Origin of the sequence: Hymenobacter cellulosilyticus (assembly GCF_022919215.1) — a bacterium.
In the GTDB taxonomy this organism is placed as follows: Bacteria; Bacteroidota; Bacteroidia; order Cytophagales; family Hymenobacteraceae; genus Hymenobacter; species Hymenobacter cellulosilyticus.
The window spans coordinates 4,379,876-4,395,260 of the sequence record NZ_CP095046.1 but is presented as its reverse complement, the minus strand read 5'-3'; the positions used below and the strand labels follow the sequence as shown (position 1 = coordinate 4,395,260).

Here is a 15,385-nt window from a genome sequence, read left to right as displayed (position 1 = left end):
GGGGTGCTTATAAAATAGCGCCACCGCAACCGGCCTCTTGCCATCCATTTAGCTTCTACAACTTCTGAATTTATGCACCCGGAACCCACTACCATTCAGCTGCTAGGCCACGCCACGTTCAAAATAACTACGCCCGAAAAGAAGGTGATTCTGGTCGACCCCTGGCTGTTTAACAACCCTTATATCCCGCAGGGCCTGGAACAGCAGCCGGTAGTCGACCTGATGCTGGTGACGCACGGGCACGAGGACCACATGGATATTCGCCTGAAAGAACTTATCGACCAGTCTTCCCCGACTATTATTGCCAACAACATCTGCCGCCGCTTTCTGATTGAGCAAGGAGTAGACGAAAGCCTGTTTGAGCCCATGAACCTGGGCGGCAGCCTGCCAGTGCACGATGTGACCGTGACTATGGTCAACGCCTTTCATCACGCGCACGTCTACCTCACCGAGAAAACCGTGACTTTCCCGCACGCCGCCAACGGCTTTGTGGTGCGCCTGTCGGACGGCACGACCGTGTATTTTGCGGGTGACACCTGCGTCTTCGGCGACATGCAGCTGATTCGGGAGCTTTACCAGCCCACCATTGCCGTGCTGCCCATCGGGGGCGCTCCATGATGGGCGCCTTGGAGGCGGCGCACGCGGTAAAGCTGCTCCAGGTGAGCCACGTTATTCCCTTCCATTACGGCACGGCACCCGAACACACCCAAACACCCGACGAGTTTGTGGCCCTCACCCGGCAGTATCCTACTACCCGCGTGCATCTGCTGCAGGCCGGGGAGGTATTGAATTGCTCGTCCATGACCGTGGGTGCTATGGCAAACCCCGAGTCTGCTTTGTAATCTTGCCAATCGTCCTTACAGCTTGGTCTTGGGTAGGCAGTTGGTCGGGCCGCCTATTCCGCCACCTTTGCCTTCCCCAAATAATCAATCATCCATTTCTTCCTCTCTGATGCTTCACCTTCTGCGGACCATTGGCACTCACCCTGATTTTCAAACCCTGGTTGCCCTTCTTGACCAGGACTTAGCCTTGCGTGACGGGACCGAGCACACCTTTTACGCGGCGTTCAACAGCAGCACCTCGCTCCAACACGTTGTCGTGGCCTATGAGCAGGACTTCCCGGTCGGCTGCGGGGCGTTTAAAGAGTATGCTTCTGACCTAGTGGAAATCAAGCGCATGTTTGTGCAAGCCAGCAGCCGAAGAAAGGGAGTGGCGGCCAAAATTCTGCGCGAATTAGAGGTCTGGGCCCAGGAGCTGCACTACACGGGCTGCGTGCTGGAGACCGGCAAAAGGCAACCGGAAGCCATCAGCCTGTACCAGCAGAGCGGCTACCGCTTCGTGCCTAACTACGGGCCCTATATTGGGGTTGAAAACAGCGTGTGCCTGCAAAAAGACCTGGATATTTCTCCAGCAACGGGGAGGGAAGACCGGTAAGAAAAAGCCTGCGGCAATGTTCGGGAGCCTGCTTCCAGCCTCAGTAGAACCTTGAGACTTCCTTTCCCGCCTCACCAGCTGCCGGAGGCGCCGCGGTGCCGGGGCTCGTCGGGCAAATCAACCAGGCGGTAGCGCACGGCGTTTTTCTTGGGGCGAATGTCCATACCCACGTAGTGCGCATACACTTTGGTAAAGCAGGCGCCAAAGTAGAAAATCATGGCCGAGTAGAAAACGAACAGCAGTACCAGCACGATGCTGGAGGCGTGGCCGTAAATCGGGCCCAGATTGCGCGGCACCAGCAGGTAGCCCAGGGCAAACTCGCCCAGGTCGATGAGCACAGCCGTGAGTACGGCCCCGCGCAGCACGGCTTTCCAGGGTACTTTGGCGCTGCTCAGGTTACGAAACGTGACGCCAAACCACACGGCCAGAATCAGCAGGGACACCAGCTGGTTGAGAATCTGAATCAAATAATAGCCGAAGGTCAGGTCGAAGTCGCGCATGTAGTCGCCGAACACGGCCAGCAGTGCGTCGCTCAGAAAGGCCACCAACGAGAGCAGCCCCGTGGTCAGGAGCAGTCCCAGGGAGCGGCTGCGCTCCTTGACAATCTTGCTGAAGCGGCCCGTGGCCCGGTTGGGACGCACTTGCCAGAGCTGGTTCAGGGAGTTCTGAATGACCACGAACAGCGTAGTGGAGATGAACAGCAGAAAGCCAAATCCAAGCCAGGTAAGCAGGCGGCTACGCTCGATGTTGCTCACGTTGAGCAGAATCTGCTCGACCAGCTCGGCCGCCGAAGTGCCCAGCAGGGCCGAAAGCTTGCGCAGGAGCAACTGTTGTATCCCCGTGGTGGAATACACCGAGCCCAGCAACTGAATCAGGATAATCAGGATGGGCGGCAGGGCAAACGTGGTGAAAAATGCCGTGGCCGCCCCCAGCCGCAGCGGGTCGTTGAGAGCAAACTCCTTGGCGGCCCGCTTCATGAGCAGGAAGAAATCTGTCCAGACTTTTCGGCGGGGCTGGCCCGGCTGGCGTACCTTTGTCATCGGCTTCTCGTACGAACTTCGGGGTTAAGCCGTTTGGTGCGAACAACGAAGGTAAGGTGCCGGCGTCGTACTGTCCTGTCTCTTTTTGCTGTTGCCCGTGTCTTCTTCTGCTCCCTCCGTGCTGCCCGGCCCACTGCCCCGCGCCCCGACACCTGGTGGCGCCGCCGAGTGGTAGACCCGCTACGCAACATTCTCAAGCAGGGCCTTACCCCGCCCCAGCTGGCCCTCACCGTGGCCCTGGCCGTGCCGATGGGCCTGGTGCCGGTGCTGGGTATTACCACGCTGCTGGCCACGTTTGCCGCCGTGCGCCTGCGCCTGAACGTGGCCGCCATGCTCATTATCAGTCACCTAATGAGCCCGTTGCAGCTGGTGGTACTTATTCCCCTGCTGCGGTACGGAGCTCGTCTGCTCGGCAACGGGCAGGGCCCGGAGCTGAGTATCGGCCAGCTGCGCCATCTGTTTGCCACCGACTGGAGCAGCGGCCTGTCGTTGTTGTGGCGGGCCGGGGCCGGGGCCGTGCTGCTGTGGGCGGTAGTGTCGGTGCCGCTGGGGCTGCTGCTGTACTTCGGGCTGCGGCCCGTATTCCGGCGCCTGCTAGCCCGGCAGACTACAGCGGCCGTTGTTTCTTAACTTAGTCAGACCCAAAAAAAGCCCCGACGCAGGTCGGGGCTTTTGCTTTGTAAGAAGCTTTGCTGCTTAGGCATCAGCGCGCTTGTAGACAGGTGCGGCCTGCAGGAAATACTGGTTGAGAGGCTCGTCAGAGTTCTTGTCGAGCACCATCACGTCGACTAGGTCGTCTTCCTTAAGCTTGCCTTGCACCACGGGGCCCATTTCTTCCAAGAAGGACGGGTCGTTATCATCGGTGTAGAAAGCCAGCAGCAGGCGCGGGGCGTGGTTTCGTCCTGGAAGCGCACCATGGCTACGTGGGCGGTTTCAATCTGAGGCTTGCTTTGGGCAAACTCCTGCACGGCCTCTACCAGCGGGACGTGTGCCTCCGTTACGGGGCCCAGCGTTACTTGCATGTTGCCGCCGGGAGGGCCCTGCATGATGCTGCTGCTCAGAAGCTCGGCAATTTCATCGGCCATCAGCATTTTGCCCACGGTCGAGAAGGGGTTCAGAGCACAGTCGGCTCCTTGCACCATCTGGAAGAAGTCGAGGCCGCGCAGGCGCATGTAGGGCAGGGAGCCTTCCTCGGTGTTGCTCTCAAAAATCCGCTCCTTGGAGGTGAAAACGGGAATTTTGCCGTCGTTGAGCACCTGCAGCTGGATTTCCATGCCTTCCACCGGCGTTACTTCGCCCAGCGGCTCGCCTTCCTTCGGGATGGTTACCACGAAAACTTCCTCGTTGAGCAACGCCTGGTAGAAGCCGGGGCGGAACTCGGGCATGGTGGCAGCGTTGAACAGCAGCTGCTCCAGCACGTTGACGGGCTCGAAGTGCGGCATGCTGGGCAGCTCCGGAATCGGCATCTCCGGGATATTCATTTGCGGCATCGGCATCTGTGGCATCGGAGCCGGAGCCGCCGGAGTGGGCGAGGTATAGCTGGAGCCTTTGTAGCGGGGTCCGGCGGGCGCCGGCGTTTCAGCGGGCGACGAAGAAGCGGCGCCGGGCGTAGTGGGAGCCGGCGTTTCCGGCGTCTGAGGAGCCGGTTTGTTGGATTTCAGAAAGTCGAAGAGACCCATAGGACATAGTGGATTGGATACGCAAGCTAAGGAGGTTTGCGGAAGAATGCCGCCAAAAATGCTCCTTCGTATGACTTTTATGGTAGCAATTTGGTTCCCAGCGGATTTGCCGGCTTCCTACCGGCCGTCGCTGGCCCCGCAACCCCGGAGCTGCTCCGATACTTCCCGAATCGTGAAAATCTCGCCTTTATTGCCCCAGGAGGTCTGCACGAAGTTCAGGATATTGGTAATCTGTGAGTCGGTCAGGTGGGTGTCGGCCGGAGGCATTACCTGGTTGAATTCCACCCCGTTGACGACCAGTGGACCCTTCATGCCCTTGCGCACCAGGCAGGCCAGTCCATTGCGGTTTTTGGTCAGATAGTCAGACTGGGCCAGGGGCGGAATTAGGCGCTTGAGGCCTTCGCCCTGTGCACCGTGGCAATTGGCGCAGTGCGTGCCGTAGAGCGTGGCGCCCTCGTTCTGCCGGTTGGAAAAGCAGCTCATAACGCTCACGGCCCCGGCCAGTACGGCCAGGGCGCGCAACAGTAGCAGGGGCCGCCTCAGCGTCTTCATTGGGCTTTTTTCTGCTTGGCAGCCTCTTCCTGCAGCAGCACGGGCAGGTCTTTGATGAGCTGGTCGACTTTCTCTTTCACCATCCCGTCGTACACACCGCGGATGTGGCGGTCGGAATCAACCAGGGCGAAGGCGCCGCTGTGGGCATAGCCGCCGGCCACGGTGCTGTCTTTCTGGGCCGCGGCAAAGTAGCGCGGAGCCAGGCGGAAAATCGTGTCGTGGGGTGCCGTAGCAAAGTGCCAGCGGCTGGCATCCTTGATGCCCAGGCGCTCGGCATAGTCGCGCAGTACCGGAATGGAGTCGTGGGCCGGGTCGATGGTGTGCGACAGAAACACCACCTGGGGGTTATCCTTGAACTGCTCGTACACGCGCAGCATCTCGCTCTGCATCTTGGGGCAGATACTGGGGCAGGAGGCAAAGAAGAAGTCGGCAATGTAGACCTTGCCGGCAAAGGTTTGGTTGGTAATGGTTTTGCCTTCCTGGTTGGTCAGGGTGAAGGTGGGAATGGCGGCGAAAATGGTATCGGCCGGACGGCCATCGGCGCGGGGGCGCACGTCCCGCTCCCGTAGTAGGGCAGGGACTCGGGTTTCTCAGAACAGGAAGAAAAAGCCAGGGCGCTGCCCGCGGCCAGCAGGCCTACTTGGAAAGCGCGGCGGAAAGAAATGGAAATCATTGAGCGGAAGAGTTAGCGGCCGGAGTAGCCAGTTGTAAAACCAGCTTGGCCGAGTCAAGGTTCTGGCGCATGAGCCGGCCCACCGAATCTATTTTCTGCTGCTGCCCGGCAAAGTAGCGCAGCTTGGCCTCGGTGGCTACCGAGTCGGCGGGCTTGCGGTACTGGTGCATCCAGCCCATCATGGCCGCATCGGCCCGGAGCAGGCTGCGGCGCTGCCGGCCGGCTAGCACGGTGTCGGGCCCGGGCGCCTTTTGCAGCTGCTGGCGCAGGTCGTAGAGCTGGCCCATCTGGGCCATGAGGGTATCGTGGCTGGCCAGCACGGCTTTTTCGGCAGCCTCAACTTGCTGCTGCTCATTGGGGCCGGAGCTGCAGGCAGCTACCAGGGCTGCGCAGCCCACGGCCAGCAGCAGGGAAGGACGGAAGGTAAACACGCGGCAAAGGTAAGTCACGCGGCCCGGAGTAGAAGGGTTGCGTGTGGTTGCCGGCTACGCGGTATAATTTTATGCTGTCATCCTGAGCCCAGCGAAGGACCTTGCTTCCCTAGGTGACGAGCTTTTCAACGCACCAAAGCCCTTTGCCACTAGCAAAAGAACTTTGGTGCGTTGATGCCACCGGTAGTGGGATAGGAGAGGTAGGTCCTTCGCTGGGCTTAGGATAACAGCCGAAAGAAAGCGACACAACGAAGCGGTAGAGATGTTTCGACTTCGCTTTGCTTCGCTCAGCATGACGTCTAATTCCCAACAACGACGCCACGCGAGATTCCTCGCTCTGCTCGGAATGACGTTCTTATTTTCAGCATTCCCAACTTACCGCAGTGGGGCCGTCGTCAGCGGGGTGACGGGCGTTTCGCGGGGAATGCGGCCCTGGAAGTGGGGCATGGAGACGTTAGGCAGGCGGGGCAGCACGTAGCGGGCAAAGTAGTCGGCCTCGCCCAGCAGGGGGTAGCCCGAGAAGATGAAGGCCCGGAAGCCCATGTCCATGTAGCGGTTGAGCTTTTCGACAATCTGGTCGGGGTTGCCCACCAAAGCCCCGCCGGCCCCGGAGCGGGCCTTGCCGATGTCGGTCCAGAGCAGGGGTTCCACGAAGCCTTCCATGTCGGCGTGCTCGCGCAGCTGGTTCTGGCGGTGCACGCCCAAGGACCACGAATCCTGGGCCCGGCTCTTGATTTCGGCGCCTTTTACGGGGTCAAACTTGGACATGAGCTTTTTGGCGTAGGCCCGGGCCTCGTCCTCGGTTTCGCGCACGATGACGTGGATGCGCAGGCCAAAGTCAATCTGCCGGCCATGGGCCGCGGCCCGGGCGCTAAGGTCCTGCATCGTGTCGTAGAGCATTTCCTCGGTTTCGGGCCACATCAAAAACATGTCGCAGTACTGGGCGCACACCGCCCGGGCGCCTTCCGAGGTACCGCCAAAGTAGAGCAGGGGCCCACCGTTCTGCTGGTAGGGCTTGGCCGGGTCGGCGGGCATGTCGAACTGGTACAACTCGCCTTTGTGCACGATGCGCTCCTGGGTCCAGGCCTGGCGCAGGATTTCGATGGTTTCGGCGCAGCGCTGGTAGCGCAGCTCGGGTACCTCGCGCAGGCCGGGCAAGTCGGAGTTGATGATGTTGATGGTCAGCCGGCCCTCCAGCATGTGGTCGAGCGAGGCCAGGGCCCGGGCCAGCATCGGCGGGTGAATTTCCCCGGTCCGGATGGCCGTAAGCAGGTTGATGCGCGAGGTCTGGGGCGCAATGCCGGCGGCAAAGGTCATCACGTCCTGGCCCACGGTGTAGGAAGTCGGCAGCAGGATGTTGGAGTAGCCCAGCTCCTCGGACTTGAGCACAATGTCGCGGCAGTGGGCCCAGGAGCTGCGGTAGGACCCGTCGAGCACGCTCAGGTACTGGGTGTCGCCGCCGCAGAGGTCGTCAAACCAGGATATTTCGGCCACCCGCTGCGGGGTGCGAACGGCAACGGAGGAAATGGGAGTGGACAGCATCGGGAAGAATCAGAGCCGGCAAAACCGGATAAGGACAGAAGAAGAGTTGACGAAGCAGCCAAACTACAGCTGCCGTGGGGCAGGGGAACGGCGCTGGTTGTAAAGAACATATAAGACCAGACCGGCGCCGGCCACGATGGCCACGTCGCGGGCTTCATGGGCCGCGCTGTTCGACAAAAGCCACAAACAGAGCCCTACGCACAAAGCCGCCACTGCCGCTCCGCCCCATACCCGAAAGGGCGCCGGCCGCTCCGGGTGACGGCGGCGCAAGACCGGCAACGCCGCGCAGGTCAAAGCAAAGTAAGCTAGGCGAATTATGGTGCTCAGCGTCAGGGCGTAGATAAACGTGCCGGAAATGGCCAGTGCTAGCTTCAGCACCGCCGACACTAGAATAGCCACGTAGGGCGTGCGGAAGCGCGGGTGAGTGGCGCCGAAAAAGGCCGGAATCTGCTTCTGCTCGGCCAAGGCAAACAGCAGGCGGGGCCCGGTGAGCATCAGGGCATTGAGCGTACCCAGGGCCGTCAGCATGGCTGCCGCGGCTACAAAAGCCGCCCCAATAGGGCCCAGAAACTGCTGGGTGGCACTGGCCAGGGGCCGCTCGGCCGAAGCCAGATCGGGCAAGGTACCGATGCAGACCACCTGGACCAGCAGAAACAGCACGGCCACGGTGGCAATGGCCGTGAACAACGCAAAGGGCACGTTGCGCTGGGGTTGCTGGATTTCGGCGGCCGGAATGGCGGCCACGTCGAAGCCCGAAAAGGTGAAAATCAGCAGTAGCACGGCGCTTGAAAACCCGGTGTAGGTGGGCGCCACGGCAAAGGAAAACGCCCGCCAGTCCACGAAAAACAAGCCCACCACGGTGAACAGAACGAGCAGCAGGACTTTGCTGACGGTAAACACGTTATTGGCCGCCGAAGCCCGCCGCACGCCCACCAGGTTCAGTAGGGTCAGGGCCGTAATCAACCCTGCCATGAGCAAGCCGCGGCCCAGACCAGCGCCCGCGGCGGGCCAGAAGTAGGCGGCGTAATCCACGAACAGGTTGCAGAGGGCCGCAAAACTGGCCAAGCGCGACACCCACAACAGCCAGCCGACCTCAAAGCCAACCAGGGGCCCGAAGGCTTCCCGGGCGTAGAGATAGGGCCCGCCGGCCCCGCTGAAGCGGCTGCTGACTTCGGCAAAGCACAGAATTATCAGGGTCACGATGAGGGCGGCGGCCCCGTAGGCTACCAGGCTATAGGCGCCCACCAGGGCGTAAATCTTGGCCGGCAAACCCAGGATGCCGGCGCCGATGGTGATGTTGACAATAAGGGCCACAAAGTCCCAGCGGCGGATGCCACGAACCAGGTCGGGCCGCGGGGCGGCAACGGAAGTGGAAGTCATGCAAAAAGCGAAAAGCTGCAGAAAACGGGCGGCGCACACGGCCCCCACGACGCGGAAGTCAGGTAGTTGCGGGGCAACAACAACAGCGGTTTTCGAACAACTTAATGGCAGGCATGCGGGGTAAAAGCAGGAAAGGGAGCGAACGGAATCACCCGATTTTTCAAGATGACAACCGCCCCAGATGGCGGCAAATATAGACAGCGCGGCCCGCAGTGCAAGTTTTTGTCCGGGTTGAGCTGGGCGGTAGGAACCCAGGATTTTACTCAGACGAAAAATAATATTTGCGTTTCTGAATTTCGCCGCTTTACCTTTGGAACACCAATTCTTGATCCCATCAAAGGATTGTTTTTATACAGAGGCGTGGAGAGACAGGCTCTATGAAACGCCGACAACCCCGGAACATCCGGAACGGTGCCAAGTCCTGACCATATAAAAACAACAACGCCGTGAAAGCCTTCACCAGCTCCTCCGCTCATCTCGCACCCCGCGCCGCCCAAGTATTTGGCTGTTGTGGTATGCTGTGTTGCGCGGTCTGTATGCCCGCGTTGGGCTAGAGCTGCTAAGGATCAGGTACTTCCTTGTTTTCCTTCTTGTTTGCTCACGTAGCCGGCTGACTTAGCACGTTGGCTTGCTGCACCCTCGCCGGGCCACGTTTGCGCCGGGCGGGTTCAGGCCGCGGCCGTTTCCGGCGGTTCGGCGGCCGAAGTCGTCAGATTTTCTTTCTGGCCGATCAGCTTTCCCTGCTTATAATCCTATTTCGGCTGCCTTGGTGGCTGAATCAGGCCCGGCTGTGCACGAGTCGGGGCCGGAGCAGAGCAGCCTCTGTTTTCAGATTTTCTTCTTCCCGTTCGGCGCTGCTGGCACCGTTACGCTGGGTAAGCTGCGGCCTTTCTGGCACGCTGAGCTTAGTAGGTAACTGCCTGCCTCGCTGTAACTACAGGTGAAGAAAAGTCAAAACAGGGAAGGATTGGCCGGGAGCTTTTGCTCCACAGGTAGCCAACTTTTTCTATGAAATCCTCTACTCTTTTGGCGGTGCCGGCCGCATTAGCTGGCATCGTGTGCGTAGCTAGTCCGGCCTGGGCCCAAACCGCCCCGTCAGTTCAAACTGCCCCGCAACCCATTACCGGTACCATTACCGATGCCGCCGACGGCAGCCCCTTGCCGGGCGTTACCGTTGTGGTCAAAGGCACTACGGTAGGCGCCTCCACCGACCCCAGCGGACAATTCTCGCTGAACTTGCCAGCGGGTAGCAATACGCTGGTCGTTAGCGCCGTAGGCTACGAAAGCCAGACCGTGGCGGCTACGGGCGGCGCGGTGCGCGTCCGGTTGAAAGCCGACGTCAAGCAGCTTTCAGAAGTAGTCGTGACGGGCTACAGTGAGCAGAACCGCAAGACCCTGACCAGCGCCATCAACTCCGTGAAAGGCGACGCGCTGAAGGACATTCCGGCCGCCAGCCCCGACCAGCTCTTGCAGGGCAAGGCGCCCGGCGTGCAGGTGTCGGCCAACTCGGGTGTGCCGGGCGGCGGTATTTTCATCCGCATCCGGGGCAGCAACTCGGTGAATGCCAGCAACGACCCGCTCTACGTAGTCGACGGGGTGTTTATCAACAACACCAACCTGATTGCTACGGGCCTGGGTAACCAGGTATCGTCGAACCCGCTGGCCGATTTGAACCCGCAGGACATTGAGAGCATCGAGATTCTGAAGGACGCCAACGCCACGGCCATTTACGGCTCCCGTGGAGCCAACGGGGTGGTCTTGATTCAGACCAAGCGGGGCAAGGCCGGCGACAAAACCCGCATCACCTTCAACACCTACCACGGCTGGTCGAAGGCGGCCAAGCAGTACGATTTGGTAACTGGACCCGAACTGGCGGAGCTGGAAAACGAGCGGTTTTTGAACGACGGGGGTAACCCCAGCCAGTTACCCTACCGCTCGGTAGCCTCGGGTGGGCGGGGCCTGCCGGAGGAGCAGCCCACCTACGACCGGCTCTCCGACGTGTTTCGCACGGCCCAGACCCAGAGCTACGAGCTGTCGGCCGCGGGAGGCTCGGATAAAACCCAGTTCTACATCGGGGCGGGCTATTTCCAGCAGGAGTCTATTGCCCGGCCCAGCGCCTTCGACCGGTTTTCCCTGCGGGTCAACCTCGACAACTCCGTCACCGACAAGCTGCGCATCGGCACCAGCACGGCCCTGGCCCGCACCCACCGCAACGTAAGCAGCAACGACAACAACCCGGTGGGCGTCATCAACTCGGCCCTGTTTCCGCGCACCAACCTGCCGGTCTACAACCCCGACGGCTCCTACGCCAAGTACGGCTCCTTCGACAACCACCAGGCCCTGATTGACCACCTCAACAACGACGCGGTAGGCACCCGGGTCATTTCCAACGTCTATGGCGAGTACCGTTTCCTCAAAAACCTGACGTTGCGCAGCAGTTGGAGCATCGACTTCAACGACATGTACGAAAACAACTTCAACAACACCCTGATTCTGGCCGGCCAGCCCCGGGGCACGGCTTCGTCCTACCTCTCGCGCGACATTACCCTGCTCAACGAACAGACCCTGAACTACAATGTCGAGCTGGGCGAAAACCACTCCCTGCAGGCGTTGGTGGGCAATACGTTGCAGCGCAACACCTTCCAGCGGACCAGCTTGCTGGGGCAGCAGTTTCCCGGCAACGACCTGACCACCATTGCCTCGGCTGCTACCCAAACTGGTTCCTCGTCCCGCTCCCAGGCCGGGCTGGTGTCGTTCTTTGGCAAGGCCACCTACTCCTATAAGAGCCGCTACACCGCCGACGTGAGCGTGCGGGCCGACGCCTCGTCGCGCTTCGGGCGCGACAACCGCTGGGGTTACTTCCCGGCCGTAGGGCTGGGCTGGCGCCTGGGCGAGGAAGGCTTTATCCAGAACCTCAACGTGTTCCAGGAGCTTAAGCTCCGGGCCAGTATCGGCAAAACTGGTAACCAGGCCGGCATCAGCGACTTTGCCGCCCTGGGCCTGGTGCAGGGTGGAGCCAACTACCTCGATTTGCCCGGCACGGCCCCGCTGCAGCTGGCCAACCCCAACCTGAGCTGGGAAAGCACCCGGCAGTGGAACGTGGGCCTCGACGCGGCCGTGCTCGACAACCGGGTGCTGCTGGAGCTGAACTACTACGACAAGTACACCTCGGGTTTATTGCTGAACGTGCCGGTGCCGCGCAAAACCGGCTTCGCCTCAGTCGTTGAAAACTACGGGGCCGTCAGCAACAAGGGTTTCGAGGCCCAGGCCACGGTGAACTGGCTGACCAAAGGCCCCCTGCAGTGGAGCACGACGGTGAACTTGGCCCGCAACGTGAACAAGATTCAGAAGCTGGCCGCGCCCATTACCACCGGCTCCCGCGACATTTTCCGCCTCGAGGAAGGTGCCCCGCTCTACTCGTTCTGGCTCTACCACCAAACTGGCGTGAACCCCGAAAGCGGCGACGCCCAGTACGAGGACGTGAACGGCGACGGGCAGCTCACTGTGGTCGACCGGCAGTTGGTGGGCAACGCCTGGCCCGCCTACTTCGGCGGCCTCACCAACTCGGTTACTTATAAGGGAGTGGATTTTGGCTTCTCGCTCAACTTCGAGCAGGGCGCCAAAATCATGAACATGAACCGCTTCTTCCTCGTGCACGGCGGTACCCAGAGCAACATCGGCTACCTGCGCGAGCAGCTCGACCGGTGGCAGAGCCCCGGCGACCAGACCGACATTCCGCGCCTGACGACCAATGCGGCCAGCAACAACTACGGCGGGGTGGTGCAAAACCTCAGTGACCGGTACCTCGAAGACGGCTCCTTCCTGCGCCTGCGCACCCTGACGCTGGGCTACACCATCCCGAAGGAAACCCTGGCCAAAGCCCGCCTGAACTCGGTGCGCGTCTACGTGCAGGCCGCTAACCTGTTCACCCTCACGCCTTACTCCGGCCTCGACCCCGAGGTCAACTCCCAGAGCGGGGTGAGCAACACCAAAAACTTCGACTGGGCCACCGTGCCCCAGCCCCGCACTTTCCAGGTGGGCATCACGGTCGGCTTGTAGAAAAGACAACCAGAACGTCATGCTGAGCGCAGTCGAAGCATCTCTGCCGCTTCGACTGCGCCATAAAGAACGTCATGTCGACCCGCGGGAGACATCTCGCGTGCAGTAGTAATCAGAATTACTATGGCGGGAGAGATGCTTCGACAAGCTCAGCATGACAGTTAGTTTGGCAACATCAGCACGCGAGATATCTCGCTTTGCTCGACATGACGGCCATTATCCCACAACGATTTTAACTTCCATGAAATCCACGATACACCACCTGTTTTTTGCGGCTTGGCTCGGCGCTACTACGCTCAGCATCACGGCCTGCAATGATTTGCTGGAGCCCACGCCGGTGCAGCAACTCGCTGATGACAAGGCCATAACCGATGCCGGTAGTGCCCGCTCGGCCACCATCGGCGTGTATGACCGGGTGCAGGCTTACTACCAGCTCAACTGGCCGGTGCTGGGCTTTCTGCCCGGCGACAATGTGCGCTTCAACGGCACGCTCAACCAGTTTCTGCAAATCGACCAAAACCAGCTCAGCGCCGACAACGTGCTGATTACCGAGGCCTGGACCCAGATGTATCAGGCTGTGAACGGGGCCAACAACGTGCTGGCCGCCCTGCCCGGCATCAACGACCCGCTGCTGCCCGCCGCCGAGAAAAACCAGCTGCTCGGCGAGGCTTATTTTCTGCGGGCGCTGGTCTACTTCGACCTGGGCCGGGGCTGGGGCGGAGTACCATTGGTGCTGACGCCCACGCGCTCCAAGGAAAACGGCGCCGGCCAGGGCCGCAGCACCCTGGCCCAGACCTACGAGCAGGTGCTGGCCGACCTGATCCAGGCCGAGAGCCTCTTGCCCGAAACTGCTACCCGCAACCGCGCCGTTAAAGCCGCTGCCCGGGCCCTGCGGGCCCGCCTGCACCTCTACCGCCAGCAGTGGAGCGAGGCCGAAACCTACGCCACCCAGGTGATTAGCAGCAGCAGCAACTACCGGCTCGTGACGCCCTACCGCGCAATTTCCACGGCCCCTTTCCTGAGCCAGGAATCGGTGTTTGAGCTGACCTTCAGCAACTCCGACGCCAATAGCATGTGGAACAACTGGTTTCCCAGCGCCCTGGGCGGACAGTTCAACTTCCAGCCCCTGCCCGCTGCCATTACCCTGCTCAACGACCCGGCTACCGGCGGCAGCCGCTCGGCCCTGCTGGCTTCTACTACCATCAACGGCAGCAGCGTGACCTACGGCAACCTCTACAGCCGCTCGGCCCAGCGCGACGACCCGAGCTATGTGCTGCGCCTGGCCGAGCAGTACCTCATCCGGGCCGAAGCCCGCGCCAAGCAAAACAAGCTCACCGATGCCCTGGCCGACCTGAACGCCGTACGCGCCCGCGCCGGGGTAGAGCCCAGCAAAGCCGCCACCGCCGAAGCTCTGTTGCTGGCCATCGAAAACGAGCGGCGCGTGGAATTCGCCTTCGAAGCCGACCGGTGGTTTGACCTCGTGCGCACCGGCCGCGCCGCCACCGTGCTCGGCGTCACCGACCAGCGCCGCTGGCTCTTCCCGATTCCCTTCAACGACCTGGTCGCCGACCGGAGCCTGGAGCAGAACCCGGGGTACTAAACTCTGCGCAAAACTCTATAGGCCGTCATGCTGAGCTTGTCGAAGTATCTCTACCGCTGACACACCTATTTCATCTGTCATCCTGAGCCTTGCGAAGGACCTTCCTCCATGTTCTAACAAAGCCTGATACCAACGCCTAACTTTTATCGAAATAAGTAGGAGCGTTGGCAGGAGCTTCGGTTGGGTAGGTGAGGAAGGTCCTTCGCTCTGCTCATGATGACAGGATAAACAACATCAGCACGCAAGATTCCTCACAGGGCTCGGAATGACGGGCTGGGTTGCCCTTGCCTGCCAACTACTAACTGACAACTTAACCGGGCTATCATAGCCTGCTATACCCATGTTGAAATCATCCTTTTCCGCTGCCCTGCTTTCCCTGGGCTTGACACTAGCCCAACCCGCCGCGGCTCAAAACAGCTACTTTTTCCCCGCCGCCCAGGCTAGCACCTTCGACTCTAAAATCCCGACGCCCGAGCAGTTTCTGGGCTACGCCATCGGCACGCACTACACCCGCACCGACCAGATTGTGGCCTACCTGCGGGAGCTGGACCGGGTGTCGGACCGGGTGAGTCTGCGCACCATCGGGACGACCTTCGAGGAGCGGCCTCAGGTAGTAGCCACCATCACCGCGCCCCAGAACCAGCAAAACCTGGCCGGCTTGCAGCAGGCCCGCCGGGCCCTGGTCGACCCCGCGCAGCCGGCGCCCGACTACCGCAAGCTGCCGGTGGTAGTCAGCCTCAACTTCGGCGTGCATGGCAACGAAAGCTCCTCGTCGGAAGCGGCCCTGCTGCTGGCTTACTACCTGACGGCCTCCACCAGCCCCGAAACCCAGCAGTGGCTGGAACAATCGGTTATAACCATTGACCCGCTGGAAAACCCCGACGGGCGCGACCGGGCCTCACACTGGTTTGACTAGAATAAGTCGTGGCCTAACCCCACGGACCCGCTCGATCGGGAACACACCGAAGCCTGGCCGGGGGGCCGCACCAACCACT

The 15,385-nt window shown here is 61.0% G+C and carries 15 protein-coding genes and 1 riboswitch; of the genes, 7 read left to right on the top strand and 8 right to left on the bottom strand.

The window, feature by feature from the left end; translation table 11 throughout:
* The first annotated feature begins 72 nt into the window (after positions 1-72).
* From MUN79_RS21615 to MUN79_RS21605, 3 genes are all read left to right on the top strand, one after another.
* Positions 73-618, top strand: a complete 546-nt coding sequence (locus MUN79_RS21615) for an MBL fold metallo-hydrolase (protein ID WP_244674633.1) — start codon at positions 73-75, stop codon at positions 616-618.
* Positions 615-842 carry an MBL fold metallo-hydrolase gene (locus MUN79_RS21610; protein WP_244674632.1) on the top strand — a complete coding sequence of 76 codons (228 nt, stop codon included), beginning with the start codon at positions 615-617 and terminating at the stop codon, positions 840-842. The genes MUN79_RS21615 and MUN79_RS21610 overlap by 4 nt, the downstream gene beginning before the upstream one ends.
* A gap of 109 nt (positions 843-951) precedes the next feature.
* Entirely contained in the window at positions 952-1,434 is a 483-nt protein-coding gene (locus MUN79_RS21605; protein ID WP_244674631.1) for a GNAT family N-acetyltransferase, read from the top strand.
* Between the two features lie 71 nt (positions 1,435-1,505).
* Here MUN79_RS21605 and MUN79_RS21600 read toward each other — a convergent pair whose 3' ends face one another.
* On the bottom strand, positions 1,506-2,411 hold the full coding sequence (locus MUN79_RS21600) for a YihY/virulence factor BrkB family protein (protein ID WP_244674630.1): 906 nt from the start codon (positions 2,409-2,411) through the stop codon (positions 1,506-1,508).
* A 231-nt stretch (positions 2,412-2,642) separates the two neighbouring features.
* Here MUN79_RS21600 and MUN79_RS21595 point away from each other — a divergent pair, with 231 nt between their 5' ends.
* A complete protein-coding gene (locus MUN79_RS21595) occupies positions 2,643-3,104 on the top strand; it encodes a DUF2062 domain-containing protein (protein ID WP_244674629.1) in 462 nt (153 codons plus the stop codon).
* A gap of 66 nt (positions 3,105-3,170) precedes the next feature.
* On the opposite strand, the gene MUN79_RS21590 is transcribed toward MUN79_RS21595, so the two are convergent.
* From MUN79_RS21590 to MUN79_RS21560, 7 genes are all read right to left on the bottom strand, one after another.
* The gene (locus tag MUN79_RS21590; protein WP_244674628.1) at positions 3,171-3,314 is read right to left on the bottom strand and encodes an enhanced serine sensitivity protein SseB C-terminal domain-containing protein; all 144 of its coding nucleotides are present in this window, start codon (positions 3,312-3,314) and stop codon (positions 3,171-3,173) included.
* Positions 3,263-4,153, bottom strand: coding sequence for an SseB family protein (locus MUN79_RS21585; RefSeq protein WP_244674627.1), 891 nt, complete (start codon positions 4,151-4,153; stop codon positions 3,263-3,265). The genes MUN79_RS21590 and MUN79_RS21585 overlap by 52 nt, the downstream gene beginning before the upstream one ends.
* 117 nt (positions 4,154-4,270) lie before the next feature.
* Positions 4,271-4,705 (bottom strand): c-type cytochrome, encoded by a 435-nt coding sequence (locus MUN79_RS21580; RefSeq protein WP_244674626.1) that lies wholly within the window; start codon positions 4,703-4,705, stop codon positions 4,271-4,273.
* A complete protein-coding gene (locus MUN79_RS21575; RefSeq protein WP_244674625.1) occupies positions 4,702-5,259 on the bottom strand; it encodes an SCO family protein in 558 nt (185 codons plus the stop codon). Before MUN79_RS21575 ends, MUN79_RS21580 begins: the two co-directional genes overlap by 4 nt.
* A 115-nt stretch (positions 5,260-5,374) precedes the next feature.
* Positions 5,375-5,827, bottom strand: coding sequence for a hypothetical protein (locus MUN79_RS21570; RefSeq protein ID WP_244674624.1), 453 nt, complete (start codon positions 5,825-5,827; stop codon positions 5,375-5,377).
* A 357-nt stretch (positions 5,828-6,184) separates the two neighbouring features.
* The gene (locus tag MUN79_RS21565) at positions 6,185-7,351 is read right to left on the bottom strand and encodes an LLM class flavin-dependent oxidoreductase (RefSeq protein ID WP_244674623.1); all 1,167 of its coding nucleotides are present in this window, start codon (positions 7,349-7,351) and stop codon (positions 6,185-6,187) included.
* Positions 7,352-7,414: 63 nt separating this feature from the next.
* Positions 7,415-8,731, bottom strand: coding sequence for an APC family permease (locus tag MUN79_RS21560; RefSeq protein WP_244674622.1), 1,317 nt, complete (start codon positions 8,729-8,731; stop codon positions 7,415-7,417).
* A 345-nt stretch (positions 8,732-9,076) separates the two neighbouring features.
* Positions 9,077-9,167: riboswitch (SAM riboswitch) on the top strand.
* Between the two features lie 572 nt (positions 9,168-9,739).
* On the opposite strand from MUN79_RS21560, the gene MUN79_RS21555 reads away from it, so the two are divergent.
* The 3 genes from MUN79_RS21555 to MUN79_RS21545 all read left to right on the top strand — a co-directional run bounded on the left by MUN79_RS21555 (position 9,740) and on the right by MUN79_RS21545 (position 15,306).
* The gene (locus MUN79_RS21555) at positions 9,740-12,790 is read left to right on the top strand and encodes a SusC/RagA family TonB-linked outer membrane protein (protein ID WP_244674621.1); all 3,051 of its coding nucleotides are present in this window, start codon (positions 9,740-9,742) and stop codon (positions 12,788-12,790) included.
* A 241-nt stretch (positions 12,791-13,031) separates the two neighbouring features.
* The gene (locus MUN79_RS21550) at positions 13,032-14,390 is read left to right on the top strand and encodes a RagB/SusD family nutrient uptake outer membrane protein (protein WP_244674620.1); all 1,359 of its coding nucleotides are present in this window, start codon (positions 13,032-13,034) and stop codon (positions 14,388-14,390) included.
* Positions 14,391-14,730: 340 nt separating this feature from the next.
* The gene (locus MUN79_RS21545) at positions 14,731-15,306 is read left to right on the top strand and encodes a M14 family zinc carboxypeptidase (protein WP_244674619.1); all 576 of its coding nucleotides are present in this window, start codon (positions 14,731-14,733) and stop codon (positions 15,304-15,306) included.
* The last annotated feature ends 79 nt before the right edge of the window (positions 15,307-15,385 follow it).

Coding starts and splice junctions, on each gene's coding strand:
- MUN79_RS21615 (WP_244674633.1), top strand. CDS start 73: ATGCACCCGGAACCCACTACCATTCAGCTGCTAGGCCACGCCACGTTC.
- MUN79_RS21555 (WP_244674621.1), top strand. CDS start 9,740: ATGAAATCCTCTACTCTTTTGGCGGTGCCGGCCGCATTAGCTGGCATC.
- MUN79_RS21605 (WP_244674631.1), top strand. CDS start 952: ATGCTTCACCTTCTGCGGACCATTGGCACTCACCCTGATTTTCAAACC.
- MUN79_RS21560 (WP_244674622.1), bottom strand. CDS start 8,731: ATGACTTCCACTTCCGTTGCCGCCCCGCGGCCCGACCTGGTTCGTGGC.
- MUN79_RS21600 (WP_244674630.1), bottom strand. CDS start 2,411: ATGAAGCGGGCCGCCAAGGAGTTTGCTCTCAACGACCCGCTGCGGCTG.
- MUN79_RS21565 (WP_244674623.1), bottom strand. CDS start 7,351: ATGCTGTCCACTCCCATTTCCTCCGTTGCCGTTCGCACCCCGCAGCGG.
- MUN79_RS21545 (WP_244674619.1), top strand. CDS start 14,731: ATGTTGAAATCATCCTTTTCCGCTGCCCTGCTTTCCCTGGGCTTGACA.
- MUN79_RS21610 (WP_244674632.1), top strand. CDS start 615: ATGATGGGCGCCTTGGAGGCGGCGCACGCGGTAAAGCTGCTCCAGGTG.
- MUN79_RS21550 (WP_244674620.1), top strand. CDS start 13,032: ATGAAATCCACGATACACCACCTGTTTTTTGCGGCTTGGCTCGGCGCT.
- MUN79_RS21585 (WP_244674627.1), bottom strand. CDS start 4,153: ATGGGTCTCTTCGACTTTCTGAAATCCAACAAACCGGCTCCTCAGACG.
- MUN79_RS21580 (WP_244674626.1), bottom strand. CDS start 4,705: ATGAAGACGCTGAGGCGGCCCCTGCTACTGTTGCGCGCCCTGGCCGTA.